This window comes from Mycobacteroides sp. CBMA 271, assembly GCF_009729205.1.
Classification (GTDB): domain Bacteria; phylum Actinomycetota; class Actinomycetes; order Mycobacteriales; family Mycobacteriaceae; genus Mycobacterium.
In genome coordinates this window covers 159016-184160 of the sequence record NZ_VTHB01000007.1, presented here as the reverse complement: position 1 = coordinate 184160, position 25145 = coordinate 159016, and the positions used below count along the sequence as shown (strand labels likewise).

Sequence of the window (25145 nt, the reverse complement as noted above, 5' to 3'; positions counted from 1 at the left end):
AGCTTTTACTCGCATACAATTCGCGTGATGACACCAGCGACGAGCGGCCAGCCAGGGATTCCGCGCCGTACCCCGCGGCAGGAACGCTCGCGTTTGATGGTTGAGCGAATCGTCGACGCGGGCCGCCAGGTCTTGATCGAGCACGGATATGAGGGCGCCTCCACCAACCGGATCGCGGAGGCGGCGGGCATCAGTCCGGGCTCGCTGTACCAGTACTTCCCGAACAAGGACGTCATCATCGCGGCCGTTGTCGATGAGTACGCAGACCGCATTACGGCGGCAGTCACCCACGAACTCATGGAGCAGGTCGGGAGGGCCAGTGACCTACACGCCGTCCGCCGAACCCTCGCAGTGCTTTTAGACACTATGAGTGAGCAGCCCGAGCTTCTTCGGGCGATGATCGAGCACACGCCGCGCCTCGGCCTCGGTAGCAAGATTGCGGACTTTGAGCGGCGGGTCGGTGAGCTTGCGGTGATGGATCTACGCGTCCGCTCCTCGACGTCGAAACACGCCAACGCCCGCATCTGGATTGCGATCCGAACCGTCGAAAATTTGACCATCCGATATGTACTCGAAGAACCTGCCATCGACCGCGACGAGTTTCTGGACGAACTCGTCGACCTGGTAGCCGGATACTTCCTGCGCGGCAACGGGTAACGCTGTTTTGCGTGTCCAGCGTCGACGGTGTTGCGATACTTTCCCCTCGGCGGGGCAATAAGGAGAATCATGGCGGCATTCGCGGCCCGCATCACCGCTACGGCTTACATACCTACGCGTGATGCCTTCGCGCGGTGGTGGAATTCGCCCACGCGCTACGACCTGGTGGTGTCGTACCTCTCCGCGCGCTCGCTGGTGGGTGCGTTGCGCCTTGTCGTGGGTGGCTGTGCCGGGGCGTTGGCCATCGTGCCCTTCGTGATGCAGTACTCGCCATTGGGGCCGCAGACGGTGTTCTGGCGATCAATCGACATTGTGGCCGCACTGATTGGCGCATTCTGGATGCTGCGGTGGTGGTTGGGTCCGCTGCCCAGGGAACGGGAATCTGCGGTGTTCGCGGTCACGTCGGTGGCGGCAATATGGATTGGCTGCTTTGCCGACTCCGACCACGTCACCGGCATGTTTGGCTTGGCCGCGTTGTCGCTGATGGCGATCTACATCTGCGCATTCCACGGCGCCCGGCTCATCACTCTCTACTTGGTGACATCGCTCCCGGGACTAGCCATCATGGCGATCATCGTGGCCGTGCAGCACGGCTGGGCGGTCGCCCTGGCGAAGTCGATCATTAGTGCGGCGCTGATGATCGGAGTGCCACCAATCATCCATTTCGCGCAGTTGGTGCTGACCAACGACGCTGCGGCGGCGGGGATCGACCAACTCACCGGGCTGCGCAATCGGCGCGGGTTCGACGATCAATCCACGGCACTGGTCACGGCGGCACGATCTAGAGAGGCCGAACTGAGCGCCATCATGATCGATCTCGATCGGTTCAAGAAGATCAACGACCTGTTCGGCCACACCGTCGGAGACCAGGTGATAGTGGCCACCGCGGCGCGCATCGAGGAGATCGCGGGCGACAGTGCGGTGGTTGGACGTCTTGGGGGAGAAGAGTTTTGCGTAATGGTCATTGCTCCGGCGCCGCAGGCGCAGACGCTTGCCGAGCGGATCCGGGCCGGAGTGGAATCGGTCGTCGCCGCCCCGGTCACCGGAAGTGTGGGTGTCGCGACCGCTCAACCGCTGGCATCGGCCGCGAGGGGCAGCGTCGTAGCATGCCTAGTCACTGACGCCGACCACGCGATGTACTCCGCCAAACGCAACGGCGGTAATCGCGTGGAGATCTGGCAGGGTTAACGCGCCGCGAACGGGTGTGAAACTCCATTCGGGATGGCCGTCACTACGCCAGGATTGAGCCATGGCCGAGATCGACTTCTCGCTACTGGATGTCCCACGACCTACACCGGTGGTCGATCCAGTGGCGTATCTGCGTACCGCGATCGCGTGGCATTTCGGTGACGACACCGGCTCACCGTTCTGGTTGCAGATCGCACGGACGTTGGACTTCAACCCGTTGACCGACGTGAATGGGTTCGAGGATCTTCGGCTGTTCCCTAACGTGGTCAACGAACTGCGGCTTGCGCCGATCGAAGACCTGATCCCGCGCGGCTACGGATTGCCGGCACCCATTCCGAAGATCTTTGAGTCGGGAGGCACTACCGGAGCACCCAAACGCACTGCACAGCTGCCGGACTGGGTTGAACAGGTCACCCAATGGCAGATCGAGGACTTCACCTCCGGCGGCTTCGTGGTGGGCTCGGGTCTGCTGTTCCTGATGCCCACCGGGCCACATGGGGTCGGCCACTTTTCGCGCGCGGTCAGCGAGCGGCTGGGTTCGGTGTTCTATCCGGTGGATCTGGATCCACGCTGGGTCAAGAAGATTGCCGCGCGGGGCGCCGCCGCAGAAGTGTCCGCATACGTAGAGCATGTCCTGGAGCAAGCCCGGTTTGTTCTGCAGACCCAGAAGGTGGGGAACCTGCACACCAGTCCACCGTTGTTGGGCGCGATCGCGCGCGACGACACCTTGGTGGATCTGGTGAATCAGCAGATCCGCTACATCCTGCTCAGCGGTGCCCACGTGGATCTGGACACCCTCGATCTGCTCCGTGAGGTCTTTCCGACTGCGGCCATCGCCATGGCGTTCGGCAGCACGATGATATTGTCCCAGACCAAGACTCGTGTTGACGGCGACGCCTTCGTGTTCGATCCACGCTCGCCCTACGTGGTGTTCTGGGTGATCGATCCGGACACGGGGGAGCGCGTCCCCTATGGCGAGCGCGGCCAGGTGGTGATGAACCACATCAGCAAGGGCATGTTCATCCCCAACAACCTCGAACGCGACAGTGCGATCCGCGTCCGTGGGCTCGACGGTCAGATCGGGGATTCGGTAAGCGAGGTCGCGCCCGTGGCCACCTTCGATGGCGAGGCCGTCATCGAAGGTGTCTACTGAATATGGTCGACGAGAAACCAAGCAGCACAATAGTTCAACTCGACGCGCTCGGACCCATCGGCGGGTACCGCACCCGCGCCCATGAGGTGATTGCGGACGTAATGGGCGTGCCCGTCGCCGAGCTGAGCATCGTGCCCGCGCTGTATGTGCACCGCAGCATCCAGGCGCAGCGCACGGTGAGACCGCTCTCGGCCGCGCACCGCGGCGTCGCTCTGGCAGAGGCCGCAGAGATCTTCGCGACCGCCGAGATCGGTGGCCTGGGCTTCGAGCAGTACGTCGGGATGGTCAGCCGGGTATCGGGCCTGCCGATCGCGGTGGCGCGGTCCAGTGCCCGCGGTGTTGCCGCGGCGGTACGCGGCGCTGTCGAAGCGGCGGCGCCCGCACGGCCGGTGGGCGCCGCCCTCGACTGGCGTGATGAGCCCACCCGGAGGGGAAGCGCGGTGTGGTCACGTCGCGGCGAGGTGCTCGCTGTCCACGCATCGGGAAACAGCCCGGGCGTGCACGGCGCCTGGATACAGGCGCTGGCGCTGGGTTATCGGGTCGCGATTCGTCCGTCGCGACGTGAGCCGTTCACCGGTCACCGGCTCGTCAACGCCTTGCGTCACGCCGGGTTTCGTCCGGAAGACGCGCTGTATCTGCCCACCGACCATGCGGGGGCGGCTGAGATCATCAGCGCCGCCGATCTCGCCGTTGTGTACGGCGGGCAAGGCATCGTCGACAAGTACGCGGCCGATCCGACGGTAATGGTGAACGGACCGGGCCGCACCAAGATCCTGATCACTGCCGAACAGGACTGGCGCGACTACCTGGACGTCATCGTCGAATCGATCAGTGGGCAGGGCGGAATGGCATGCACCAACACCACCGCCGTTCTTTACGAGGGTGATCCGCGCCCACTGGCGCAGGCCATCGCCGCCAGGCTCGCGACAATCGCGCCGCTGCCAGCCGCCGACGAACGCGCGACCCTGCCGACGCAGCCCCTCGATGCGGCCAAGCGCGTTGCCGATCATCTTGCGGTAAAGGCTCATTGCGCCACAGCACTATTGGGCGCAGACCAAGTGGTGGCAGACCTCGGTGACGGTTCGGCGGCCCTGCGGCCGGCGGTGCACCTGCTGGCACGACCCGATGTCGACACGCTGAACACCGAGCTAGCATTCCCTTGCGCGTGGATCTCGCCGTGGTCGCGGGCCGATGGTATTGCCCCGCTGCGGCATTCGTTGGTGATCAACGCGATCACCAGCGACGGGGAGCTGATCGACGCGCTCCTGGACGAGCCGACGGTGGCCAACGTCTACAGCGGCCAGCACCTCACCTCGTACGCCGCGCCCGAGATCCCGCATGACGGCTTCCTCGCCGATTTCCTCATGCGCACCAAGGGCGTCATCCGCGACTGACGATCATGGGCGACAATCTGAGGTAGCCGTAGGGCGATGGGGAGGAATGATGAAGGCGTTCACACGCAATGTCGACAACACGCCGTTCATAGTCTGCGCGATATTCGTTGTGGTTGGACTGATCTTCGCGGGCATTGGTGGTGCTGTCGGTGTCCACGAGTCAAGGTTCCAGCAGCACAGCGCTGTTACTGAGGGCCTGGTAATCGGCCAGGAGCCTCGCCGCAGCTGTGACTCCGACGGAGACTGTCACACATCGGACTATCCCATCGTGCGGTTCGAGGTCGAGGGGAAGCAGTTCACCTTCACCTCCAACACCTCAGGTCTGCTCTCCCCGAGAACCGGACGCGATGTGTCGGTTCGCTACAACGTCGCGAATCCGCAAGAGGCCGAAGTCAATTCGTTCGACGCCGCGTGGGGCCTCCCGCTGATCTTTGGCGTGCTGGGCCTGGCGCTTGTGGCGGTCGGAATCTTCGTGCCCTGGCATTTCCGCCGACGCGAGTAGCTACGGCGAAACCCAGGGTCCGTTACCGGCAACGGATTCGACGCGGATCCGGGTGAGATACCCGTCGGGGGAGTCCGGAGGCGGAAAGTGTTCGTCGGTGCCCAGCAGGGCAATGGCAAGCTTCTTGAGGAGCTCGGGCGCGCCACCCTCGACGACGCGCGCAGTACCCGTGACTGTCAGGTAGTCGCGTATCTGGCCGGGCCGGCTGGGCGCGAGGATGGTCACGGCGACATGGGGATCGCGCCGGATGTTGCGCAGCTTCTTGTATCCACCGGACAGGTGCGCGGCGACCAGCTCGTCCCCGTCTGCGCCGGATTGCAGGGCAACCCACACGACGGAAACCTGTGGGCTGCCGTCGGGGTTGATGGTGACGAGCGTGGCGTCAGCACCCGCGCCGATGAGTACGCGGGCGGCCTCGTTGAGTTCCATGTCCGATGTCTACTCCGTAGGCGCCGATTTCATTCCCGCACTGGGAGGACGTCGGATCACGTCGGTAGATTCGAGCCGTGGCCTCGGACGCGGATCGTGTGATCGAGCTTTACCAGCGCACCGTGAGCAGTTGGTCTCAGATCCGTGGCGATCAGGTCATCGAGAAGGCCTGGCTGGACCAGTTCTTGGCACTACTGCCAGACGAGCCCGAAGTTCTCGACCTTGGATGTGGCACAGGAGTCCCGATCGCCGGATACCTGATTGAGCACGGTTGCCAGATCGTCGGCGTGGACGGGGCCGCCGCAATGATCAGTATCTGCAAAAACCAATTCCCGGAACACGATTGGCATGTGGAAGATATGCGGACGCTGGCCCTGGACCGCGCATTCTGTGGAATCATCGCGTGGAACAGCCTCTTTCACCTTCCTGTTGGTGACCAAGAGTGGATGTTCCCGATCTTCTCGCGGCACGTGACAGGTGGCGGGGCACTCATGTTCACCACCGGTCCTTCGGCCGGTGTGAGCATTGGTACGTACCAGGGCGAGCGGCTCTACCACGCGAGTATGGACGAACATCGATACCGCATGCTGTTGAGCGAAAACGGGTTCGACGTGCTGGCGCACAAGTCCGAAGACCCGGACTGTGGTCGCCACACCGTATGGCTCGCTCGGCGGCGACAGGATTAGAGCTGGCAGTGCCCGGTCGACAACATTGTCAACCGGGCACCGTGTCGAAATGCGCCTACTGCAACGTGGTCGTGGTGTTCGTTCCGAACGGCACCTGCGGGTTGGTACCCAGCGGCGTGCGTGGGTTGGCGCCCTCATGGGTGGGCTCGTGGAACCCGCGGTCATACAGATTGGTGCTGGGCTGGGTGCAGGCCCCGCTGACGCGTGGTGCGCCACCGGCGCAGGCGGTACGGCAGCTGTGGTTGTAGGGAGTTTCCCCGGCCGAACACACCGGCGGGTCCGCGGCGGCAATCGGGGCGAGGTACATCGCCGCGGAGGCGCCCAGGGCGCCAGCGAACAATGCGACACGGGTGGGCAGTGAGACCATGCGGGTCAGCGCTCCTAACGGTGCATGAATGAAAACTGAACACCAGGTTACAGATGATAACTAATCTGTTGCCATAAAGATTTGCTGAATCCCAGATCGGGTGCCGACGATGCTCGATCCTCCCAGGAGACGCGCCAGGCATTCGGACACGCGCAATGTAGCTATCGGAAGCGCTCAGTTAACTAATAGCCTACCCGGGGAGGGTTATCGAACCGGAGGGGAACAGGCTTCGGGTCAGAGCGCGCGTAGATAACGCTGAGTTACTAACCGCTGTAGCTGCCGAGCTGCCACGTTGCCTGCACGCACCCACCAGAAAGAGGGCTTTGAGAACGCCGTAATCTCCACGGACACAACGTCGTTGGATGGATCAATGTTAACCGTGAAGGCCTCTTCGCCGGTTTCGGGATGTCCCTGCAACGTCCCGTATGCGAAACCGCGCCGATTCGGCTCGTCGACCACGTAGACAACGCGGCACAACGCCCAGAACGGCCAGAGTCGTGTCGCCACGTTCACGCCCTCGGCGGCCCCCGCTGCCGATGTCTGCACGGGCAGTCCAATCCCGCGTTGAATGCCGAAGAGCATCAGGCTCTGGGCGGCCTCGTCGAATCGAGCCCTACCCACCCCTATCTGCCGTGATTCGTGCAAATGGTGATACCCGGCGGGCAATTCACCGGCCGTCGCGCCGATCTCCGGGTAGGTGAACGGGAGCTGGCTCAACCGCGCGATATCCACCCCAATAACGTAGGGGAGCATGACCACCGAGGAAGCAGTAACAGCGCATGAGGGCGGCGGGTTCAACCTGCCCGATCCCACCCTCAAGGGCGGACCTGACTACGGCCGCTTCATCGACGCGCTGCGAACCCTGCAGGACCGCGCCCGCGCCGTCCTGCCTCCCGATGAGGTGGTCACGGAGCTGGCCGATCAACTCGAGGCCATGAACGATCTACTTGCTCCGCACGAGGTCTCCGAATGGGATGCCCCGTCGGGTCGACGCACCGACCTTCCGCTGCGCGGAAACATCCTCTTGGTTCCGATGACGGTCGACAGTTTTAGTGATGGGGTCCTTACGGGCACAGCCACTTTCGGCCGTTATCACTTGGGGCGCAACGGTGCCGTGCACGGCGGATGCCTTGGCTTGCTCTTCGACACCATCTTCGGGACCGGCACCATGCTGCTGACTGATATGCGCAAGCTGCGCACCGCCTACCTCAACATCAACTACCGCAAGGTCACGCCCATTGACAAGGAGCTGCAGTACGACTGCACCCTGGACCGGGTGGAAGGACGCAAGACGTTCCTGACCGGCAGGCTTCTCGACGGGGATGACGTGCTGGCCGAGGCTGACGCGCTCTTCATCAAGCTCAACCCGGGCCAGCCGTGACCGATAGCGCCTGGCGCAGGGCCACCCGCTGGTGGGCCCGGTGGCGTGATCGGGCGCGGGATCGTCCCTCGCTGGATATCGCCTACCGCATGGTCGTCGCCGTTGTCGGTCTGGCTGTGCTCGGGGCAGGGATCGTCGCCATTCCGTATCCGGGACCCGGATGGGCAATCGTGTTCCTGGGGCTGGCCATCCTTGCTACTGAATTCGCTTGGGCAGGAAAGCTGCTCCATGCGGTCCGGGCCCGATACGACAGGTTTATGGCCTGGTTCGCCACTCAGCCGCGCTGGGTGCGGGGGATCGGAGTGCTCTTCACGGCCGCCGTCGTGGCGGCGACGCTATGGGTGCTCGGCGCGATCGGCTGGGTCGCCGCGCTGCTCGGGGTGGAGGCGCTCTGGCTGAAGAGCCCGCTAGGGCTTGGCGCCTGACTTTCGCTATCGCCGGAGCGGAAGTGGCTAGATAGCCTCTCTCCAACGAAATATTGCCACTCGTGCTCTACGCTCGGCGAATGCAGACCGCGCCGCTGGATCGTTCCCGCGAGCCTCACTGCGTGGTCGTGCTCGCGCTGCCCGGAACTGTCGGGTTCGACCTAGCCACCGCCGTCGATGCGTTCGGTCAGGTACGACTGGACGACGGGTTCCGGCCGTACCGCGTGCTGGTCGGAGGGACCGCGCCGATTGTGTCGGCGGGCCCCTTTGGCATCGCGACGGATCACGGGCTGGAAGCATTTTCGGAAGCCGACACCATCGTGGTTCCGGCCCGTACCGACCTGCTGTCGCCACTGCCGGACGGGGTGCTCGATGCCCTGCAAGATGCGTACCGGCGCGGCGTGCGGATCGCATCCATCTGTGCGGGTGCATTCACGCTCGCACAGGCGGGGATTCTGGATGGCAAGCGGGCCACCACGCATTGGATGGCTGTGGACCTGTTTCGGCAGATGTTTCCGGCGGTGCGTCTGGATGCCGATGTCCTGTACGTCGACGAGGGGCAGGTACTCACCTCGGCCGGCGCCGCGGCAGGGCTGGATCTGTGCCTGCACATCATCGCGCGCGATCTCGGTGCTGCGGTCGCTGCCGAGGCGGCGCGGATAGCGGTGACGCCGCTGCACCGCGAGGGCGGCCAGGCGCAGTACGTCATCAGGAATCGCCGGCGGACCGAGGCCGGCCTCGGCGAAATGCTGGCCTGGATCGAGCACAACGCCCATCTCGAACTGTCCCTGGAGGACCTCGCCGTTCGGGCCTCCACCAGCGTGCGCAGCCTCAACCGGCGGTTTCGTGCGGAAACGGGACAGACACCCATGCAATGGCTGACCGGGGTACGGGTCCGTCACGCCCAGCAGCTGCTGGAACGCTCCGCCGAACCGGTGGAGTGGATTGGGCGCGAGGTTGGGTTCGGTTCACCTGCGAATTTCCGGGAGCAGTTCCGCCGGCTCACCGGTGTCGCGCCGCTGGCGTATCGGAACACCTTCCGGGCGCAGTCGGCTTAGGCGCCACGACCGCCATCAGGCTGGGAAGTCCCTGGTGCGGACCGATAGCATGAGTCCGCAACCCCGTCCTTAGGCACCTTTGGATAGACACCTTTAGATGACAAATGGAGAACTGCTGATGACTGCGCCCAACCCGTCTTCCCATGTGGCCCCGATCCGGGTGCCGGCCGGGACGACGGCGGGCACTGCGGTGCGAGAGGCGGGGCTCCCGGGCAAGGGTGAGGACGCGATCGTCGTCGTGCGCGTCGACGGGAACCTGCGGGATCTGTCCTGGATCCCGGAGGTCGACACTGAGGTGGAGCCCGTCGCGGCCAACACCGAGGACGGACGCAGTGTTATTCGGCACTCGGCAGCCCACGTGCTGGCCCAGGCCGTGCAGGACCTGTTCCCGGCGGCCAAACTCGGTATCGGCCCGCCGATCACCGACGGTTTCTACTACGACTTCGGGGTCGATCACGCCTTCACTCCCGAGGATCTGGCCGCTCTCGAAAAGAAGATGAAGCAGATCATCAAAGAGGGACAGCGTTTTTCGCGCCGTGTCTACGAGACTGTGGAAGAAGCTCAGGCCGAGCTCGCCAACGAGCCGTTCAAGCTGGAGCTGGTGTCTGATAAATCCGGGGCCGACGACCCGGAGGTCATGGAGGTCGGCGGCGACGAACTGTCCGCCTACGACAACCTGAATCCCCGTACCGGGGAACGCGAATGGTTCGACCTATGTCGCGGCCCACACATCCCGACCACCAAGCACATCCCTGCCTTCCGGCTCACCCGCAGCTCGGCGGCCTACTGGCGCGGCAACCAGGACAACGCCAGCATGCAGCGCGTGTACGGCACCGCCTGGGAGTCTCAAGAAGCCCTCGACCGCCATATGGAACTGCTGGAAGAGGCGCTGCGGCGCGATCACCGCAAGCTCGGCGTGGAGCTGGACCTGTTCAGCTTCCCCGATGAAATCGGTTCCGGCCTACCGGTTTTCCACCCCAAGGGTGGCATTATCCGCAAGGAGCTGGAGGATTACTCGCGGGCCAAGCACACCGCGGCCGGGTATGAGTTCGTCAACACCCCGCACATCACCAAGGAGAACCTGTACCAGACCTCCGGGCACCTGGACTGGTACTCCGACGGCATGTTCCCCCCGATGCACATCGACGCCGAGCTCAACGAGGACGGCACCGTACGTAAACCGGGACAGAACTACTACCTCAAGCCGATGAACTGCCCCATGCACCACCTGATTTACCGGGCGCGGGGCCGCTCGTACCGCGAATTGCCGCTGCGGCTTTTCGAATTCGGCTCGGTGTACCGGTATGAGAAGTCCGGCGTGGTGCACGGCTTGACCCGGGTGCGGGGTATGACCCAGGACGACGCACATATCTACACCACTCACGAGCAGATGCATGAGGAGCTGACCTCGTTGCTGAGGTTCGTGCTGGATCTGCTGTCCGACTACGGGCTCGATGACTTCTACCTGGAGCTCTCCACCAAGGACGAGACGAAATTCGTTGGCTCCGACGAGGACTGGGAAGCGGCCACTAAAACCCTGGAGCAGGTGGCGCTCGATTCCGGACTGCAGCTGGTGCCGGACCCGGGCGGTGCGGCTTTCTACGGCCCCAAGATCTCAGTGCAGGCCAAGGATGCGCTGGGCCGGTCCTGGCAGATGTCGACCATTCAGCTCGACTTCAACATGCCGGAGCGGTTCAACCTCGAGTACACCGCCGCCGACGGCACCCGCAAGCAACCGGTGCTTATTCACCGTGCGCTGTTCGGGTCCATCGAACGGTTCTTCGGTGTGCTCACCGAACACTATGCAGGCGCCTTCCCGGCGTGGCTGTCGCCGGTACAGGCGGTCGGCATTCCCATCGCCGACGCGCACGCAACGTATCTGAGCGACATTGTGTCCCAGCTCAAATCGCAGGGAATCCGGGCCGAGGTGGACACCAGCGATGACCGCATGAACAAGAAGATCGTCAATCACACCAACCAGCGGGTGCCATTCCTGCTGCTGGCCGGAGACCGCGATGTGGAGGCTGGCGCCGTCAGCTTCCGCTTCCGCGACCGCACCCAGGTGAACGGCGTGCCCCGCGACGAGGCCGTCGCCGCGATCCTCGACTGGGTGAACAGGCGCGAGAACGTATCGCCGACAGCCGAGCTCATGAAGCTGGGTGCTCGTGACTGACGAGGACTCGACCATCACCGATCGGGGAGTGGGCGACCCCGATCATTTGCAGCGGCTGTGGACCCCACACCGCATGACGTACCTCGTGGAGGCGGTCAAATCCAGTGGGGCGGAGTCGGCCCCGTTCACCGATATCCCCGAGATGGCCGACGAAGACGGGCTGGTGGTCGCGCGCGGCGAGCATGTGTACGCCGTGCTGAACCTTTACCCGTACAACCCGGGGCACCTCATGGTGGTGCCGTATCGGCAGGTGGCAGAGCTCGAAGACCTCACCCAGGACGAGAGCCGGGAGTTAATGGCCTTCACCCAGAAGGCGATTCGGGTGATCAAGAAGGTCTCGCGCCCGCATGGTTTCAATGTGGGGCTCAACCTCGGCACCGCGGCAGGCGGATCGCTGGCCGAGCACCTGCATCAGCATGTGGTGCCGCGTTGGGGTGGCGACGCCAACTTCATCACCATCATCGGCGATTCCAAGGTGCTACCGCAGCTCCTGCGGGACACCCGTGCGCTGCTCTCCACCGCCTGGGAGCAATTGCCATGAGCGGCCTACTGTCCCGAGAGACCTTCGCGAAGGTCACCAACCCGCTCGCCCATGCGCTGCTGCGCGCCGGATTCACCCCCGACACCGTCACCATCTTCGGAACGGCGGGCACGGTGGTGGCGGCACTGACCCTGTTTCCCACCGGGCACCTGTTCTGGGGTGGCATGGCCGTGTGGTTCTTCGTGATATTCGACATGCTTGATGGAGCCATGGCCAGGGCCCGCGGTGGCGGTACCCGTTTTGGTGCGGTACTGGATGCGACCTGTGATCGGGTGGCCGACGGTGCGATCTTCGCGGGGCTGTTGTGGTGGGTGGTATTCGGTTGGCATTCATCCTCTTTGGTGGTTGCCACGCTGATCTGCCTGGTCACCTCCCAAGTGATCTCCTATGTGAAGGCGCGGGCCGAGGCGTCCGGGTTGCGCGCCGATGGTGGTCTCATCGAGCGGCCAGAGCGGCTGATCATCGTGCTGGCCGGTGTGGTGTTTGGTAGTGGCTTCGGCCTTCCGGTGCTGCTGCACGTCGCCATGTGGTTGTTGGCGGTGGGGAGTTTGGTGACGGTGGCTCAGCGGATGCACGCGGTGCGCACCTCACCCGGCGCTCTTGATCTGCTGCCAAACCCCGATGCCGGACAGAACAGTGCGGAGACGAATCAGTCATGAGTAGCTGGGGTGAACGGGCCGCCGACTGGGGGTATGCGGCAGGCTGGAAAATCACGCAGATAACACCAGAACCGCTCGCCCGTGCCGTATTCGACATCGGTGCCATGGTCGGTGCCCGCGACGGTGGACCTGAACAACTGCGCCAGAACCTCGCCCGGGTGCTCGGTGTGCACCCGCGTGAGGTGCCGGACCGGCTGATGATCGACTCGATGCGTTCGTATGCCCGGTATTGGCGTGAAGCGTTCCGGCTGCCCTCGCAGAACATGGAACGTCTTGCCGGCCGTTTGGACAGCGGCGCCTTCGGACGTCGCAATATCGAAGAGTCCCAGGATCGCGGCAAGGGAACGATCCTCGCGCTACCGCACAGCGGCAACTGGGACATGGCAGGCGTCTGGCTGGCCCAGACCTACGGCACCTTCACCACGGTCGCCGAGCGTCTCAAGCCCGAATCGCTATACCGCCGCTTCCTTGACTACCGGGAAACTCTTGGCTTCGAGGTGCTCGCCTCAAGCGGCGACGCCACCGGGCCGTACGAGAAGCTTGCGGCTCGACTGCGGGAAAACCGCGTCGTCTGTCTGATGGCCGATCGCGACCTGAGCCGCAGCGGCGTCCCCGTCGACTTCTTCGGCGCCGAGGCTCGGATGCCTGCCGGACCGGCACGTCTGGCGATCGACACCGGAGCACGGTTATTGCCGGCGCACTGCTGGTTTGATTCACATGATCAATGGGGGGTCCGAATTTATCCACCCATCGACACCTCTGGAGGAGATGTCGCCGAGGCCACCCAGTCGCTGGCCGACGTGTTCGCCGCCAACATCGCCGAGCGCCCCGCGGACTGGCATATGTTGCAGCCGTTGTGGCTCGAAGACCTGTCCGAGGAGCGTCGCACCAAGCTGCGGACGCCGCCGGCGCAGCCGTCCCCGGTGCGGGATTCCGAGCCAACCCGTGAAACGGAAATTGATGATCGGGCAGCCCCCCGGGAGTCGGATCCCGTTGGCGGGCAAGCCTAATGCGTATCGGGATGGTCTGTCCGTACTCATTCGATGTGCCGGGCGGTGTCCAATCCCATGTGGTGCAGTTGGCGGAGGTCATGCGCGACCGCGGCCACCACGTCAGCCTGCTCGCGCCGTCGTCGTCGGATCTGGAGCTTCCTGAGTTCGTAGTGTCCGGCGGTAAGGCCGTCCCCATCCCGTACAACGGCTCGGTGGCACGGCTGCGATTCGGTCCCGCCACCTACGCCAAGACGCGGCGATGGCTGGTCGACGGCGACTTCGATGTCCTACACCTACATGAGCCGAACGCCCCGAGTCTGTCCATGCTGGCGCTGATGGTCGCCGAGGGGCCGATCGTGGCCACCTTTCACACATCGACCACGAAGTCGTTGACGCTCAGTGTCTTCCAGGCTGTGCTGCGTCCCTGGCACGAGAAGATCGTCGGCCGCATCGCCGTCTCCGAGCTGGCCCGGCGCTGGCAGATGGAGGCGCTCGGATCCGACGCGGTGGAGATTCCCAACGGGGTCGACGTCCGATCCTTCTCGCGGGCACCAGTGCTTGAGGGCTACCCGCGGGCCGGTACGACGGTGTTGTTCCTAGGGCGCTACGACGAGTCGCGTAAGGGCATGGACGTGCTGATGGGGGCTCTGCCAAAGATCGCCGCCAGCTTCTCCGACGTGGAGATCCTGATCGTCGGTCGCGGCGACGAGGACGAATTACGTTCACAGGCAGGACCGTTGGCCAAACACTTGCGGTTTCTCGGTCAGGTCGATGACGCCACCAAGGCCTCGGCGATGCGCAGCGCCGACGTGTATTGCGCGCCCAACATGGGCGGCGAGAGCTTCGGCATCGTGCTGGTGGAGGCCATGGCCGCAGGCACCGCAGTGGTCGCGAGCTCGCTCGACGCCTTTCGTCGGGTGCTGCTGGACGGCAAGGCCGGGCGGCTGACACCCATCGGCGACTCGGATGCCTTGGCGGCGGCCATCATCGATGTGCTGGGTAACGACGAGGCCCGCGCGGAGCTGGTCGCGGCGGGCACCGAGGCGGTGCAGTGCTACGACTGGTCGGTGGTCGCCCAGCAGATCATGCTCGTCTATGAGACCGTCACGGCCTCCGGCGCGCGGGTGAGGGTCGACAGTTGGTGACCTTCTCGGCGCTGACGGTCATCGTCATCGTCCTCATCGCAAGCCTGGTCGCCTTAGGTCTGCTGTGGGCCTATCTGATAGCCAACCGGCTCGACCGGCTGCATGTGCGAAGCGACCTGTCCTGGCAGGCCCTGGATGCCGCCTTGGCCAGGCGCGCCGTCGTCGCCCGCGCGGTGGGGGACGCGCTCAAGGACGATCAGTTGATCAAGCTCGCGGCGAAAGCTGAACGCGCCGAACGTGGTCAGCGTGAGGGCGCCGAGAACGCGTTGTCCTCCCAGCTCGCGACGGTTGATGCGAACCGCCTGCGCCCCGCGCTGGTGGCCGAGTTGGCCGATGCCGAAACGCGGGTGCTCATCGCCCGGCGTTTCCACAACGACGCCGTACGCGACACTCTCGCGCTACGTGTGCGACGACCGGTGCGGTGGCTGCGCTTGGGCGGAACAGCTCCGATGCCAACATATTTCGAGATAGTCGACCGGCCGGGCGCCAACACCGAGGATCCGGCATTGGCCAACTTCCGCACCTCGGCACGGATCATCCTGCTCGACGAGGACGGCCGGGTGTTATTGCTGCGCGGCTTTGACCCGGCCGCGCCCAGCCCGGCGGTGCACTGGTGGTTCACCGTCGGCGGTCAAACCATGCAGGGGGAGAAGCTGGCCGACGCTGCGGTGCGCGAACTGGTCGAGGAGACCGGGTTGGCAGTGCCCTCCGGACGGCTCGTCGGGCCGCTATGGCGGCGGGTCGCCGTCTTCGACTTCAACGGCACCACCATCCGCTCCGAGGAGCTGTTCTTCGTACACCGCACCAAGAGGTTCGAGCCGGCCACCGACGGCCGCACGAATCTGGAGCAGCGCTACATCACCGGCCATCGATGGTGCGATGCGGAACAGATCGCGGCATTGGTGGCGTCGGGGGAGCAGGTGTTCCCCAATCAGCTGGGGGAGCTGCTCGATGAGGCCGCTTCGGAGGCCGATGCGGTTGCCGCTGGTGGGCGCCGAGAGCCCGTTCTGATCGGGTGAGCCTGCTCACTGATGAGCCTCTCGGGCGAAGAAGCGGCGGCGACCGTGTATCCCGGCACAAAATCGCTGGTGTGGCGGCATTAGACTGGCGGGAGAACCCGACATCCAGGAGCCCTCAGTTGACTAGCACGACCAATGGCACGTCCCCCGAGACCGGAACCGGCACAGCACGCGTCAAGCGCGGCATGGCCGAGATGCTCAAGGGTGGCGTCATCATGGACGTCGTCACCCCCGAGCAGGCGAAGATCGCCGAGGACGCCGGCGCCGTCGCCGTCATGGCGCTGGAGCGCGTGCCTGCCGATATCCGTGCGCAGGGTGGCGTGTCCCGCATGAGCGATCCGGACATGATCGACGGCATCATCAGCACCGTCAGCATCCCGGTCATGGCCAAGGCCCGCATCGGGCATTTCGTGGAGGCGCAGATCCTGCAGAGCCTCGGCGTCGACTACATCGACGAGTCCGAGGTGCTCACGCCCGCCGACTACACCAACCACATCGACAAGTGGAAGTTCACCGTGCCCTTCGTGTGCGGTGCCACCAACCTGGGCGAGGCGCTGCGCCGCATCACCGAGGGCGCGGCCATGATCCGCTCCAAGGGCGAGGCCGGCACCGGGGACGTGTCCAACGCGACCACCCACATGCGCAAGATCGGTGGCGAGATCCGCCGCCTCACCTCGCTGTCCGAGGACGAGTTGTACGTTGCCGCAAAGGAACTGCAGGCCCCGTACGACCTGGTGGTCGAGGTGGCCCGGGCTGGCAAGCTTCCCGTCACGCTGTTCACCGCGGGCGGCATCGCCACCCCGGCCGATGCCGCGATGATGATGCAGCTCGGCGCCGAGGGCGTTTTCGTCGGATCGGGCATCTTCAAGTCCGGCAACCCGGAGCAGCGGGCGGCCGCGATCGTGAAGGCCACCACCTTCTACGACGATCCGGACGTGCTGGCCAAGGTGTCGCGCGGTCTGGGTGAGGCCATGGTCGGTATCAACGTGGAGGACATCGCCCAGCCGCATCGGCTTGCCGAGCGCGGCTGGTAACCGCACGTGGCCGACATCGAAGAGATCCTTACCCTCGAACAGCTCGAAAAGGACATCTTCCGGGGCAACGTGACCCCCAGCAGCCTGCGCCGCACGTTCGGCGGTCAGGTCGCCGGACAGTCACTGGTTTCCGCGGTCCGCACCGTGGAGCCGGAGTATCTCGTGCATTCCCTGCACGGATATTTCCTGCGGCCCGGAAACCCCAACGAGCCCACGGTGTTTCTCGTTGACCGGGTGCGTGACGGGCGCTCGTTCTGCACCCGCCGCGTCACCGCGATCCAGGACGGCCAGCCCATCTTCAGCATGTCGGCTTCCTTCCAGACCCTGGATACCGGCATTGAGCATCAGGACCTGATGCCGCCGGTGCCGGCGCCCGAGGACTTGCCGGATGCGCAGGACGAGGACTCGTTCAGCCGCGATCTGTTCCGGCAGTTCGCCGAATGGGACATCCGGATCGTGCCCGACGAGCTGATGGACCGGAGCCCGCGGTTGGCGGCGCAGCAGCGGGTGTGGTTCCGCTGCCGCAAGCAGCTTCCCGACGACCCGGTGCTGCACATCTGTGCGCTGGCCTACATGAGCGACCTGACCCTGCTGAGCTCTTCCAAAGTGCCGCACCGGGATGCGGTGTTGCAGACCGCCTCGCTGGATCATGCGTTGTGGTTCCTGCGGCCGTTCCGGGCCGACGACTGGCTGCTGTACGACGAGACTTCGCCGTCGGCCGGATATGGGCGGGCGCTGACCCAGGGACGGATCTTCGACCGCGAGGGCCGGATGGTCGCAGCGGTAGTGCAAGAGGGGCTCACCCGGTACGAACGCAACCCTGATGAGGCGTCGATCGCCAAGGGGAACATGGCGTGAGCCCGCTTGTCGGAGTACTGGCATTGCAGGGTGATGTCAGGGAACATATTGCCGCTCTGAAAGATTCGGGTGCTGACGCGCTCGGTGTACGCCGTCCGGAGGAACTCGCCAAGGTAGATGGTCTGGTGATCCCCGGCGGCGAGTCGACCACCATGAGCAACCTGCTGCGCGTGTTCGAACTCCTGGACCCGCTCACCGAACGGCTGCGCGACGGCCTGCCGGTCTACGGTTCGTGTGCGGGCATGATCCTGCTGGCCAGCGAGATCCTGGATACTCGCGATGACGCGGTGGCGCTCGGTGCCATCGATATGACGGTGCGGCGCAATGCCTTCGGACGCCAGGTGGACTCCTTCGAGGGTGATCTGGACTTCGCCGGGCTCGACGGCGCGCTGCATGCGGTGTTTATCAGGGCGCCGTGGGTGGAACGAATCGGCGCTGACGTCGAGGTGCTGGCCTCAGCGCAGGGGCATCCGGTCGCGGTGAGACAAGGGAATGCGCTGGCGACGGCCTTTCACCCCGAGGTCACCGGCGACCGGCGGGTTCATCAGATGTTCGTGGATCTGGTCCGGGCTTCCTGACAACAACGGCGTGCCCGGCTCTGAGCGACAAGCCTTGCTGCCAACAGCGGGACCCGATGACTTGTCACTTAGAGGCGGGCGCCAGTGGGTGATGTTCTTCAGCTGGTCGGCGTCGCGATGAGTTTCGCCCTCCGGCGGAGTCTGATCTGCATGGGCAAACTCATCTATGGCTTCAACGTGTCGGTGGACGGGTATATCGCCGACGCGCATGGCTCCATCGACTGGAGCGATCCGAGCGATGAACTGCACCAGTATTGGAACGACTTTGAGCGGGGGACCACCCTGTCGTTCTACGGGCGGCGGCTTTACGAACTGATGTCGGCGTACTGGCCGACCGCCGACAAGGCTCCGGACGCAACCCCTCTGATCGTTGACTTCGCCCACATCTGGCGCGACATGCCCAAGGTCGTGTTCTCGCGCACCCTGGAGTCCGTCGGCTGGAATTCCCGCTTGGAACGCGGCGACCCCGTCGAGGTGGTAACGAAGCTGAAAGCCGAGACTGACGGCAATCTGGAGGTGGCCGGCGCGAAGCTGGCCGCGCCGATCGTGCAGGCCGGACTGGTGGATGAGTATCGGATCGTGGTCGCACCCACCGCCGTGGGCGGCGGCATCCCGTTCTTCCCGACCCTGCCGTCATGGATCTCGCTGCGACTGTTAGAGAACCGCACCTTTCCGGGCGGTACGGTCCTGCTGCGTTACGAAGCAAAACACGACTGATCTGATCCGCGAGGGGAAGCTCACCAGCGCAGCATCGGCATGGGACGCAGCGGGTGCTTGAGCGTCCACTTGCCCGCGGTCTTGAGCAGGAATCCGTGAAAACCGCCGTAGGGCAATGCCTCCACCACCTCGCGGACATCCGAGCGCTCCAACCCGGTCCAGGCATACAGTCCGCGGAACGCGTCGACCCGGTCACCCAACCGGAACATCTCAACCCAGAGATCGTCCGCTGCTCTCAGCTTGTGGTGGTCGGCAACCATCGCCTTGGTGCGTGCCACATCGGTGATGCCGAACTCCGGCGCGAGCTGCTCCGCCAGCGCCACCGACGGATCCAAGTAGTCCCAAGTTCCGGCGGTCCAGATACCGATATCGTGCGTGGCCCACGCCAGTGCGATCTCGGGCGGTGCCTGGGTCATGCCGAGAAGACGCAGCTGATAGTTCATGCCGCGGTACAGATGATTGCGGTAATCGGTGAGGCTGTCGCCGATCGTCAACGCATACCGGTCCAGCACCGCATCAACGATCGGATCCGCTACCAGGACAGTCATGCACGTCACCCTATGTTCCCGTCGCAGGGCCCGTCGTCGAGTCCGAATCTCACGACGCCTTGCAGCTGAAAAACGTCGTCAAATTCAGAGTCGAGACGCACTGAATCCCTGCCCGCCTGGGACTCCCGAGTAGACTCGGGCAGCGCAAAGCACGACGAGAGAAGGTACTGGGTACATGAGCGGCCATTCCAAGTGGGCGACCACCAAGCATCAAAAGGCCGTCAAGGACGCCCGGCGTGGCAAGGAGTTCGCCAAGCTCATCAAAAATATCGAGGTCGCCGCGCGTACCGGTGGTGGCGATCCCACGGGCAACCCGACGCTGTATGACGCCATTCAGAAGGCCAAGAAGACCTCGGTACCCAACGACAACATCGAGCGTGCCCGCAAGCGTGGTGCAGGCGAAGAAGCCGGCGGCGCCGACTGGCAGACCATCATGTACGAGGGCTACGGCCCCAATGGCGTTGCGGTACTTGTCGAATGCTTGACGGATAACCGCAACCGTGCCGCCGGTGAGGTCCGCGTGGCGATGACCCGCAATGGCGGCGCCATGGCAGACCCGGGCTCGGTGTCCTACCTGTTCTCCCGCAAGGGCATGGTGACCCTGGAAAAGGGGACCCTGTCCGAGGATGACGTGCTGACGGCAGTCCTGGAGGCGGGCGCCGAGGAGGTCAACGACCTCGGTGAGAGCTTCGAGATCGTCTCCGAGCCCACCGACCTGGTGGCGGTGCGTCAGTCGCTGCAAGAGGCCGGGATCGACTACGAGTCGGCAGAGGCCACCTTCCAGCCCTCGATGAGCGTGCCCGTAGACGTCGACACTGCGCGCAAGGTGTTCAAGCTGGTAGATGCGCTGGAAGACAGCGACGACGTGCAGAACGTCTACACCAACGTGGATATATCCGACGAGGTGCTGGCCGCGCTCGACGAAGACTGACCCGCGGCCCATGCCGCCAACACCACCACCGCGGTAGTGACGAGTACGGCGCCGATCGTGTCGGTGAGGTAGTGGTACCCGCAGGCCACCTGCCCAAGCAGGCCCAGCGTGCTGATGATCCCGGCAACGATGTATGCCCATAGCGCTCCACCGGCAACCAGCACCAGCATCCCCATAACGGCCACCACGAAGGTGGTATGGCCGCTGGGGTAGGCGAGGTAGCCACCTTTTTCGCGGCCCACAAGCATCTTGGTGGCTTGCGTGGTCCAATTCGCCACGAACGGGCAGACGAGCACCACCGCCGCGATCCGCCACTGTCGGCGATACAGCTCGAAGCCGACACAGGCCAGCAGTATCGGTCCCAACAGTTCCCAGCTGGTGAAGATCAGCAGCCAGCGCGGCTGCACCCCGAATACTCGTTGGGTGGCCTGGAAAAACCACAGGTCAAAGGGGGTTGAGCCCTTCCCGACGGCAAATCCGAGGACCAGCATCGCAATCACGCCAAGGGGTGGCCACCACTGAATTACTTTCTTCGCAGACATCGCACACGAGACTAATCGCGGGAATCAATCGTCACCCGCATGGCGTTACTGTGATGTCAACGACTGTTGGTCAACAACTGTTGACGTGAATGTCAACCAGGTGTACACCTAAGGCATCCAAAGAGTGAAGGGGAAGCCCGTCATGGCCACACAAACAGTCGCTCCGGCGCCCGAATCAACGACTCTGTGGCGCACTGCTCGCGCTGTTCTGGCGCTGCCGGTCACTGTGGCGGTCTTGATTCCGCTGATCATCGTGTACGGATCGGGTGTCGCGGCGCCCTCGTGGATGTCCGACCAGATGTCGATGACGGCCACGGTAATCGGAACGCTGCTGGTCGCCGCCGGCCTGTTTCTGGTCACGCGAACCGTCATGCTCTTCCATCAGATGGGCAAAGGCACTCTGGCGCCGTTCGACCCCCCGGTCTATCTCGTGGTTCGTGGCCCATACCGCTACGTGCGTAATCCGATGATCGCCGGCGTGATCGCCATCCTGCTTGGGGAGGCGTTCATGGTGAACTCGGTGGGCCTGCTGATCTGGGCGGCGGTGTTCGTCACGGTCAACGCCGTGTACTTCCCGCTCGTCGAGGAACGCGGCCTGTTGAAGCGATTTGGGCGCGACTACGCCGAGTACTCCCAGCATGTTCCGCGGTGGGTGCCGAGGCTTCGTCCCTGGGTGCAACCCGAGCGGGCCCGCTAGCTCGTCGGGCAGTTCATCGGACAGTCCAGGTAGAGCTGGATCGTCGGGGCCAGCAGGTCGATGATCTGTTCCTGCGTCATCTCCGGCAGGTGTCCCAGCCGGATGACGTAACGGCACATCGCCAGGCCGATCATCTGCGTGCTGATCAGTGTGGCGCGCTCCAAGGCTCGGTCTGCCGTCAATGATTCGATGACGGGCACCATCTGGCTGCTGAAGATCTCGGCCATTCGTGCCCGTGCCGTTTCCTGCGACACCACGGCTCGCAGGAGGGCAACCATGGTGTCGTCGGCCTCCCATCTGGTCACGAAGTGCTCGACGAGGGTGGCGCCCAGTTGAGAACGCGGGATCTCGGCCAGGTTCTCGGGCAGGTGGATATCGAAGTCGGCGGCGGCCGCGAACAGCTTGCCCTTGTTGCCGAAGTACCTCATCACCAGGGATGGGTCGATTCCCGCGGTTGCCGCGATGGCCCGGATGGTCGCCTTCTCGTAGCCGACGCCGGCGAAGTGCTCCTGGGCAGCCTCAAGGATGGCCGCACGCGTGGCGTCCGATCGCCGAGGTTCGGTGGACATGCGCTGAGTTTAGGCCAACGGTCGTTGACATTTAGCGGGCCCGTGCGTGTTGGTATCCCGGATGGGCTAAACCCCTCGATATGCTGATCGAACAATTGTTCTACGGCGAGAGGGCTGGCGCGTGCGGGTGATGGGAGTGGATCCGGGTCTCACTCGATGTGGCCTATCCATGGTCGAGGCGTCCTCGGGTCGCAAGGTCGTGGCCTTGGACGTCGATGTTGTGCGTACTCCCGCTAATCAGCCACTGCCGCAACGGCTTCTGGCGATCAGTCAAGTTGTCGAGCAGTGGATGGACACCCACCTTCCGGATGTGATCGCCATCGAGCGGGTCTTCGCTCAGCACAACGTGTCCACCGTGATGGGCACTGCGCAGGCCGGTGGGGTGGTCGCCTTGGAAGCCGCCAAACGGGGGATCGAGGTGCATTTCCACACCCCATCCGAGGTCAAGGCGGCGGTGACCGGCAACGGCCGCGCCGATAAGTCGCAAGTGACGGCCATGGTCACCCGCATTCTGAATCTGCAGACCGCGCCGAAGCCCGCCGATGCCGCGGACGCGTTGGCCCTGGCAATCTGTCACTGCTGGCGCGCGCCCATGCTGGAGAGAATGGCGAAGGCGGAAGCCGCGGCGGAGAAACAACGGAAGGCCTTCGCGGCCAGGATGAAGGCGGTTACCCGATGATTGCTTCGGTCAATGGCGAGGTCATCGATATCGCCCTCGATCATGTAGTGATCGAGGCGGCCGGGGTCGGGTACCGCGTCAATGCCACCCCCGCGACGCTCTCGACATTGCGCCGCGGCACGCAGGTGCGGCTGATCACGGCGATGGTCGTCCGCGAGGACTCGATGACTTTGTACGGCTTCACCGATAGCGATGCGCGCGACCTGTTCCTGACGCTGCTCGGGGTTTCCGGGGTGGGGCCGAAGATCGCGATGGCCACCCTCGCGGTGTACGACGCGCCGACCTTGCGTCAGGCGCTGGCCGACGGTGACGTGACGGCGCTGACGCGGGTGCCGGGGATCGGCAAGCGCGGCGCGGAGCGCCTGGTGCTGGAACTGCGCGAGAAGGTGGCCGCCGTCCCCGGCGGAACCACCGAGCTCGGCGGTCGCGGCACCGCCTCACTGGTGCGCACGCAGGTCATCGAGGCGCTCACCGGCCTCGGCTTCGCCGCCAAACAGGCCGAGCAGGCCACCGATACCGTGCTGGCCCAAGATAATTCAGATATCGACACCTCGACCGTGTTGCGATCGGCGTTGACCCTGTTGGGTAAGACGCGATGAGCCGTTTCGACGAGCTGGAGGACGGCGAGGACGACTTCGACGGCGCCGAGATGGCGGGTGCGCTCACGGTGGGCGAGAACGACATCGACGCGGGTCTGCGACCCAAGTCGCTGCAGGAGTTCATCGGTCAACCGCGGGTGCGTGAGCAGCTGGACCTCGTGCTGTCCGGCGCCAAGAATCGCGGCGGCACGCCCGATCACATCCTGCTGTCCGGTCCGCCCGGGCTCGGGAAGACCTCACTGGCGATGATCATCGCCGCCGAGCTCGGCACCTCGCTGCGGGTGACGTCGGGGCCCGCACTGGAGCGTGCCGGTGATCTGGCCGCGATGCTGAGCAACCTCGTCGAAAACGATGTGTTGTTCATCGATGAGATCCATCGCATCGCCCGTCCCGCCGAGGAAATGCTGTACCTGGCCATGGAGGACTTTCGCGTCGACATCGTGGTCGGCAAGGGGCCGGGCGCTACCTCCATCCCGCTGGAGGTGGCCCCCTTCACTCTCGTCGGCGCAACCACCCGATCAGGCTCCCTGACCGGGCCGCTGCGTGACCGGTTTGGGTTCACCGCCCACATGGACTTCTACGAGCCTGCCGAGCTGGAGCTCGTGCTGGCCCGGTCGGCGGGAATCCTCGGTATTGAGCTGGGCGCCGATGCCGGCGTCGAGATCGCCCGGCGTTCGCGCGGCACGCCGCGGATTGCCAACCGATTGCTGCGACGGGTCCGCGATTATGCCGAGGTGAGGGCGGACGGCGTGATCACTGTGGACGTCGCCAAGTCCGCGCTGGAGGTGTACGACGTCGACGAGTTGGGGCTGGACCGTCTCGACAGGGCGGTGCTCTCGGCGCTGACCCGGAGCTTCGGCGGCGGTCCGGTGGGCGTGTCGACGCTGGCAGTGGCCGTCGGGGAGGAGTCGACCACAGTCGAAGAGGTGTGTGAACCGTTCCTCGTGCGTGCCGGAATGCTGGCCCGTACCCCGCGCGGACGCGTGGCGACACCGTCGGCGTGGACACATCTGGGTCTCACCCCGCCGCCGCAGGCGCTGGGGCCGACCGGGCTGTTCGACTGACGGGACGCTCGAGTTCCCGGCGCGCCTGGGGTTCGCGTCGATTGCACAGAGTCGGATGGCACACTGGTGACTTGTCGCGTGCTTTGTTCACGCAGGCTGCCTGATCTCGTACAGACCTAACGGAAAGAACCCGAAAGTCGTCATGGAATCGTTCGTCGTCTTCTTGCCGCTCATCCTCGTCATGGGCGCGTTCCTCTTTTTCGCGAACCGCCGGCAGCGCAAGGCTCTGGACGCCACCATTTCGCTGCACGAGTCCCTCGCGATCGGCGACCGCGTGCACACCACCTCGGGGCTGCAGGGCATCATCGCTGCCGTCACCGACGACACCGTGGACCTCGAGATCGCTCCGGGCGTCGTGACCCGATGGATGAAGCTCGCCGTCCGCGACAAGATCGTGGACGATCCCGAAGACAGCACAGACGCCGACGAGACCGCTGATGTGACGTCTCGCGACATCGAGAGCGCCGGGGTCGAGCTGACCAAGGAGTAGCGGCTTTCGGCCGCCGCGCCCTTGGAAAGCCCTGAAAGCCCCCGACCCGCCCTCGACAAGCAAGGAGACC

At 64.5% G+C, this 25145-nt stretch carries 30 protein-coding genes and 1 pseudogene; 25 read left to right on the top strand and 6 right to left on the bottom strand.

The features are described from left to right. Positions 1 to 27: 27 nt before the first annotated feature. The 5 genes from FZI91_RS18950 to FZI91_RS18930 all read left to right on the top strand — a co-directional run bounded on the left by FZI91_RS18950 (position 28) and on the right by FZI91_RS18930 (position 4894). Complete coding sequence (locus FZI91_RS18950; RefSeq protein WP_203448842.1) at positions 28 to 657, top strand: TetR/AcrR family transcriptional regulator; 630 nt, start codon at positions 28 to 30, stop codon at positions 655 to 657. Between the two features lie 69 nt (positions 658 to 726). Next, positions 727 to 1845, top strand: coding sequence for a diguanylate cyclase (locus tag FZI91_RS18945; protein WP_155940619.1), 1119 nt, complete (start codon positions 727 to 729; stop codon positions 1843 to 1845). A 61-nt stretch (positions 1846 to 1906) separates the two neighbouring features. Then, positions 1907 to 2998 (top strand): phenazine antibiotic biosynthesis protein, encoded by a 1092-nt coding sequence (locus FZI91_RS18940; protein WP_155940618.1) that lies wholly within the window; start codon positions 1907 to 1909, stop codon positions 2996 to 2998. Between the two features lie 29 nt (positions 2999 to 3027). After that, complete coding sequence (locus FZI91_RS18935; protein WP_162526341.1) at positions 3028 to 4392, top strand: aldehyde dehydrogenase family protein; 1365 nt, start codon at positions 3028 to 3030, stop codon at positions 4390 to 4392. Positions 4393 to 4441: 49 nt separating this feature from the next. After that, complete coding sequence (locus FZI91_RS18930; RefSeq protein ID WP_155940842.1) at positions 4442 to 4894, top strand: DUF3592 domain-containing protein; 453 nt, start codon at positions 4442 to 4444, stop codon at positions 4892 to 4894. Here FZI91_RS18930 and FZI91_RS18925 read toward each other — a convergent pair whose 3' ends face one another. Beyond that, positions 4895 to 5323 carry a PPOX class F420-dependent oxidoreductase gene (locus FZI91_RS18925; RefSeq protein WP_155940616.1) on the bottom strand — a complete coding sequence of 143 codons (429 nt, stop codon included), beginning with the start codon at positions 5321 to 5323 and terminating at the stop codon, positions 4895 to 4897. Positions 5324 to 5400: 77 nt separating this feature from the next. Here FZI91_RS18925 and FZI91_RS18920 point away from each other — a divergent pair, with 77 nt between their 5' ends. Further along, positions 5401 to 6009 (top strand): class I SAM-dependent methyltransferase, encoded by a 609-nt coding sequence (locus FZI91_RS18920; RefSeq protein WP_162526326.1) that lies wholly within the window; start codon positions 5401 to 5403, stop codon positions 6007 to 6009. 55 nt (positions 6010 to 6064) lie between these two features. Here FZI91_RS18920 and FZI91_RS18915 read toward each other — a convergent pair whose 3' ends face one another. After that, the gene (locus FZI91_RS18915; protein WP_155940615.1) at positions 6065 to 6376 is read right to left on the bottom strand and encodes a hypothetical protein; all 312 of its coding nucleotides are present in this window, start codon (positions 6374 to 6376) and stop codon (positions 6065 to 6067) included. Positions 6377 to 6610: 234 nt separating this feature from the next. Then, the gene (locus FZI91_RS18910) at positions 6611 to 7108 is read right to left on the bottom strand and encodes a DUF1990 family protein (RefSeq protein ID WP_162526325.1); all 498 of its coding nucleotides are present in this window, start codon (positions 7106 to 7108) and stop codon (positions 6611 to 6613) included. 19 nt (positions 7109 to 7127) lie between these two features. On the opposite strand from FZI91_RS18910, the gene FZI91_RS18905 reads away from it, so the two are divergent. The 13 genes from FZI91_RS18905 (at position 7128) to FZI91_RS18845 (ending at position 18956) form a co-directional block, all read left to right on the top strand. Further along, positions 7128 to 7757: a PaaI family thioesterase gene (locus FZI91_RS18905; protein ID WP_155940614.1), complete on the top strand. Its 630-nt coding sequence runs from the start codon at positions 7128 to 7130 to the stop codon at positions 7755 to 7757. Then, complete coding sequence (locus tag FZI91_RS18900) at positions 7754 to 8182, top strand: TIGR02611 family protein (RefSeq protein ID WP_309224149.1); 429 nt, start codon at positions 7754 to 7756, stop codon at positions 8180 to 8182. Before FZI91_RS18905 ends, FZI91_RS18900 begins: the two co-directional genes overlap by 4 nt. 80 nt (positions 8183 to 8262) lie before the next feature. Further along, a complete protein-coding gene (locus tag FZI91_RS18895) occupies positions 8263 to 9240 on the top strand; it encodes a GlxA family transcriptional regulator (protein WP_155940613.1) in 978 nt (325 codons plus the stop codon). Positions 9241 to 9358: 118 nt separating this feature from the next. Beyond that, the gene (gene thrS, locus FZI91_RS18890; RefSeq protein WP_155940837.1) at positions 9359 to 11413 is read left to right on the top strand and encodes a threonine--tRNA ligase; all 2055 of its coding nucleotides are present in this window, start codon (positions 9359 to 9361) and stop codon (positions 11411 to 11413) included. Beyond that, positions 11406 to 11954 carry an HIT domain-containing protein gene (locus FZI91_RS18885; RefSeq protein WP_162526324.1) on the top strand — a complete coding sequence of 183 codons (549 nt, stop codon included), beginning with the start codon at positions 11406 to 11408 and terminating at the stop codon, positions 11952 to 11954. The genes thrS and FZI91_RS18885 overlap by 8 nt, the downstream gene beginning before the upstream one ends. Continuing rightward, a complete protein-coding gene (pgsA, locus tag FZI91_RS18880) occupies positions 11951 to 12613 on the top strand; it encodes a phosphatidylinositol phosphate synthase (RefSeq protein ID WP_155940612.1) in 663 nt (220 codons plus the stop codon). Before FZI91_RS18885 ends, pgsA begins: the two co-directional genes overlap by 4 nt. Next, positions 12610 to 13623, top strand: coding sequence for a phosphatidylinositol mannoside acyltransferase (locus tag FZI91_RS18875; protein ID WP_155940611.1), 1014 nt, complete (start codon positions 12610 to 12612; stop codon positions 13621 to 13623). Before pgsA ends, FZI91_RS18875 begins: the two co-directional genes overlap by 4 nt. Beyond that, entirely contained in the window at positions 13623 to 14750 is a 1128-nt protein-coding gene (locus FZI91_RS18870; protein WP_155940610.1) for a glycosyltransferase family 4 protein, read from the top strand. The genes FZI91_RS18875 and FZI91_RS18870 overlap by 1 nt, the downstream gene beginning before the upstream one ends. Beyond that, positions 14747 to 15769, top strand: coding sequence for an NUDIX domain-containing protein (locus FZI91_RS18865; protein WP_162526323.1), 1023 nt, complete (start codon positions 14747 to 14749; stop codon positions 15767 to 15769). The genes FZI91_RS18870 and FZI91_RS18865 overlap by 4 nt, the downstream gene beginning before the upstream one ends. A gap of 119 nt (positions 15770 to 15888) precedes the next feature. Beyond that, positions 15889 to 16803, top strand: a complete 915-nt coding sequence (pdxS, locus tag FZI91_RS18860) for a pyridoxal 5'-phosphate synthase lyase subunit PdxS (protein WP_030093622.1) — start codon at positions 15889 to 15891, stop codon at positions 16801 to 16803. Positions 16804 to 16809: 6 nt separating this feature from the next. Continuing rightward, on the top strand, positions 16810 to 17661 hold the full coding sequence (locus tag FZI91_RS18855) for an acyl-CoA thioesterase II (RefSeq protein ID WP_162526322.1): 852 nt from the start codon (positions 16810 to 16812) through the stop codon (positions 17659 to 17661). Next, entirely contained in the window at positions 17658 to 18239 is a 582-nt protein-coding gene (gene pdxT / locus FZI91_RS18850; RefSeq protein WP_162526321.1) for a pyridoxal 5'-phosphate synthase glutaminase subunit PdxT, read from the top strand. The genes FZI91_RS18855 and pdxT overlap by 4 nt, the downstream gene beginning before the upstream one ends. A 150-nt stretch (positions 18240 to 18389) precedes the next feature. Further along, the gene (locus FZI91_RS18845) at positions 18390 to 18956 is read left to right on the top strand and encodes a dihydrofolate reductase family protein (protein WP_155940835.1); all 567 of its coding nucleotides are present in this window, start codon (positions 18390 to 18392) and stop codon (positions 18954 to 18956) included. A 20-nt stretch (positions 18957 to 18976) separates the two neighbouring features. Here the strand turns inward: FZI91_RS18845 and FZI91_RS18840 are convergent, their stop codons facing one another. Next, entirely contained in the window at positions 18977 to 19504 is a 528-nt protein-coding gene (locus FZI91_RS18840; protein ID WP_155940608.1) for a hypothetical protein, read from the bottom strand. A gap of 175 nt (positions 19505 to 19679) precedes the next feature. On the opposite strand from FZI91_RS18840, the gene FZI91_RS18835 reads away from it, so the two are divergent. Continuing rightward, the gene (locus FZI91_RS18835; RefSeq protein ID WP_155940607.1) at positions 19680 to 20435 is read left to right on the top strand and encodes a YebC/PmpR family DNA-binding transcriptional regulator; all 756 of its coding nucleotides are present in this window, start codon (positions 19680 to 19682) and stop codon (positions 20433 to 20435) included. Here FZI91_RS18835 and FZI91_RS18830 read toward each other — a convergent pair. After that, positions 20381 to 20977, bottom strand: coding sequence for a phosphatase PAP2 family protein (locus tag FZI91_RS18830; protein ID WP_155940606.1), 597 nt, complete (start codon positions 20975 to 20977; stop codon positions 20381 to 20383). The two genes, FZI91_RS18835 and FZI91_RS18830, sit on opposite strands and share 55 nt — an antisense overlap. A gap of 142 nt (positions 20978 to 21119) precedes the next feature. Here FZI91_RS18830 and FZI91_RS18825 point away from each other — a divergent pair. After that, a pseudogene (locus FZI91_RS18825) lies at positions 21120 to 21581 on the top strand (methyltransferase family protein); the annotation flags it as partial. 89 nt (positions 21582 to 21670) lie between these two features. Here the strand turns inward: FZI91_RS18825 and FZI91_RS18820 are convergent. Next, the gene (locus tag FZI91_RS18820) at positions 21671 to 22243 is read right to left on the bottom strand and encodes a TetR/AcrR family transcriptional regulator (RefSeq protein WP_155940604.1); all 573 of its coding nucleotides are present in this window, start codon (positions 22241 to 22243) and stop codon (positions 21671 to 21673) included. Positions 22244 to 22364: 121 nt separating this feature from the next. Here FZI91_RS18820 and ruvC point away from each other — a divergent pair, with 121 nt between their 5' ends. The 4 genes from ruvC (at position 22365) to yajC (ending at position 25075) form a co-directional block, all read left to right on the top strand. After that, positions 22365 to 22922 (top strand): crossover junction endodeoxyribonuclease RuvC, encoded by a 558-nt coding sequence (gene ruvC / locus FZI91_RS18815; RefSeq protein WP_162526320.1) that lies wholly within the window; start codon positions 22365 to 22367, stop codon positions 22920 to 22922. Then, positions 22919 to 23521, top strand: a complete 603-nt coding sequence (gene ruvA / locus FZI91_RS18810) for a Holliday junction branch migration protein RuvA (protein ID WP_155940603.1) — start codon at positions 22919 to 22921, stop codon at positions 23519 to 23521. Before ruvC ends, ruvA begins: the two co-directional genes overlap by 4 nt. A gap of 50 nt (positions 23522 to 23571) precedes the next feature. Next, positions 23572 to 24585 carry a Holliday junction branch migration DNA helicase RuvB gene (ruvB, locus tag FZI91_RS18805; protein ID WP_203448848.1) on the top strand — a complete coding sequence of 338 codons (1014 nt, stop codon included), beginning with the start codon at positions 23572 to 23574 and terminating at the stop codon, positions 24583 to 24585. A gap of 142 nt (positions 24586 to 24727) precedes the next feature. Further along, a complete protein-coding gene (gene yajC, locus FZI91_RS18800) occupies positions 24728 to 25075 on the top strand; it encodes a preprotein translocase subunit YajC (protein ID WP_155940601.1) in 348 nt (115 codons plus the stop codon). Positions 25076 to 25145: the final 70 nt, after the last annotated feature.

Excerpts from the sequence above, each read along its gene's own strand:
- FZI91_RS18950 (WP_203448842.1), top strand. The coding sequence starts at position 28 with ATGACACCAGCGACGAGCGGCCAGCCAGGGATTCCGCGCCGTACCCCG.
- FZI91_RS18945 (WP_155940619.1), top strand. The coding sequence starts at position 727 with ATGGCGGCATTCGCGGCCCGCATCACCGCTACGGCTTACATACCTACG.
- FZI91_RS18940 (WP_155940618.1), top strand. The coding sequence starts at position 1,907 with ATGGCCGAGATCGACTTCTCGCTACTGGATGTCCCACGACCTACACCG.
- FZI91_RS18930 (WP_155940842.1), top strand. The coding sequence starts at position 4,442 with ATGAAGGCGTTCACACGCAATGTCGACAACACGCCGTTCATAGTCTGC.
- FZI91_RS18925 (WP_155940616.1), bottom strand. The coding sequence starts at position 5,323 with ATGGAACTCAACGAGGCCGCCCGCGTACTCATCGGCGCGGGTGCTGAC.
- FZI91_RS18915 (WP_155940615.1), bottom strand. The coding sequence starts at position 6,376 with ATGGTCTCACTGCCCACCCGTGTCGCATTGTTCGCTGGCGCCCTGGGC.
- FZI91_RS18905 (WP_155940614.1), top strand. The coding sequence starts at position 7,128 with ATGACCACCGAGGAAGCAGTAACAGCGCATGAGGGCGGCGGGTTCAAC.
- FZI91_RS18895 (WP_155940613.1), top strand. The coding sequence starts at position 8,263 with ATGCAGACCGCGCCGCTGGATCGTTCCCGCGAGCCTCACTGCGTGGTC.
- thrS (WP_155940837.1), top strand. The coding sequence starts at position 9,359 with ATGACTGCGCCCAACCCGTCTTCCCATGTGGCCCCGATCCGGGTGCCG.
- pgsA (WP_155940612.1), top strand. The coding sequence starts at position 11,951 with ATGAGCGGCCTACTGTCCCGAGAGACCTTCGCGAAGGTCACCAACCCG.
- FZI91_RS18875 (WP_155940611.1), top strand. The coding sequence starts at position 12,610 with ATGAGTAGCTGGGGTGAACGGGCCGCCGACTGGGGGTATGCGGCAGGC.
- FZI91_RS18870 (WP_155940610.1), top strand. The coding sequence starts at position 13,623 with ATGCGTATCGGGATGGTCTGTCCGTACTCATTCGATGTGCCGGGCGGT.
- FZI91_RS18845 (WP_155940835.1), top strand. The coding sequence starts at position 18,390 with ATGGGCAAACTCATCTATGGCTTCAACGTGTCGGTGGACGGGTATATC.
- FZI91_RS18840 (WP_155940608.1), bottom strand. The coding sequence starts at position 19,504 with ATGACTGTCCTGGTAGCGGATCCGATCGTTGATGCGGTGCTGGACCGG.
- FZI91_RS18835 (WP_155940607.1), top strand. The coding sequence starts at position 19,680 with ATGAGCGGCCATTCCAAGTGGGCGACCACCAAGCATCAAAAGGCCGTC.
- FZI91_RS18830 (WP_155940606.1), bottom strand. The coding sequence starts at position 20,977 with ATGTCTGCGAAGAAAGTAATTCAGTGGTGGCCACCCCTTGGCGTGATT.
- FZI91_RS18820 (WP_155940604.1), bottom strand. The coding sequence starts at position 22,243 with ATGTCCACCGAACCTCGGCGATCGGACGCCACGCGTGCGGCCATCCTT.
- ruvA (WP_155940603.1), top strand. The coding sequence starts at position 22,919 with ATGATTGCTTCGGTCAATGGCGAGGTCATCGATATCGCCCTCGATCAT.
- ruvB (WP_203448848.1), top strand. The coding sequence starts at position 23,572 with ATGGCGGGTGCGCTCACGGTGGGCGAGAACGACATCGACGCGGGTCTG.
- yajC (WP_155940601.1), top strand. The coding sequence starts at position 24,728 with ATGGAATCGTTCGTCGTCTTCTTGCCGCTCATCCTCGTCATGGGCGCG.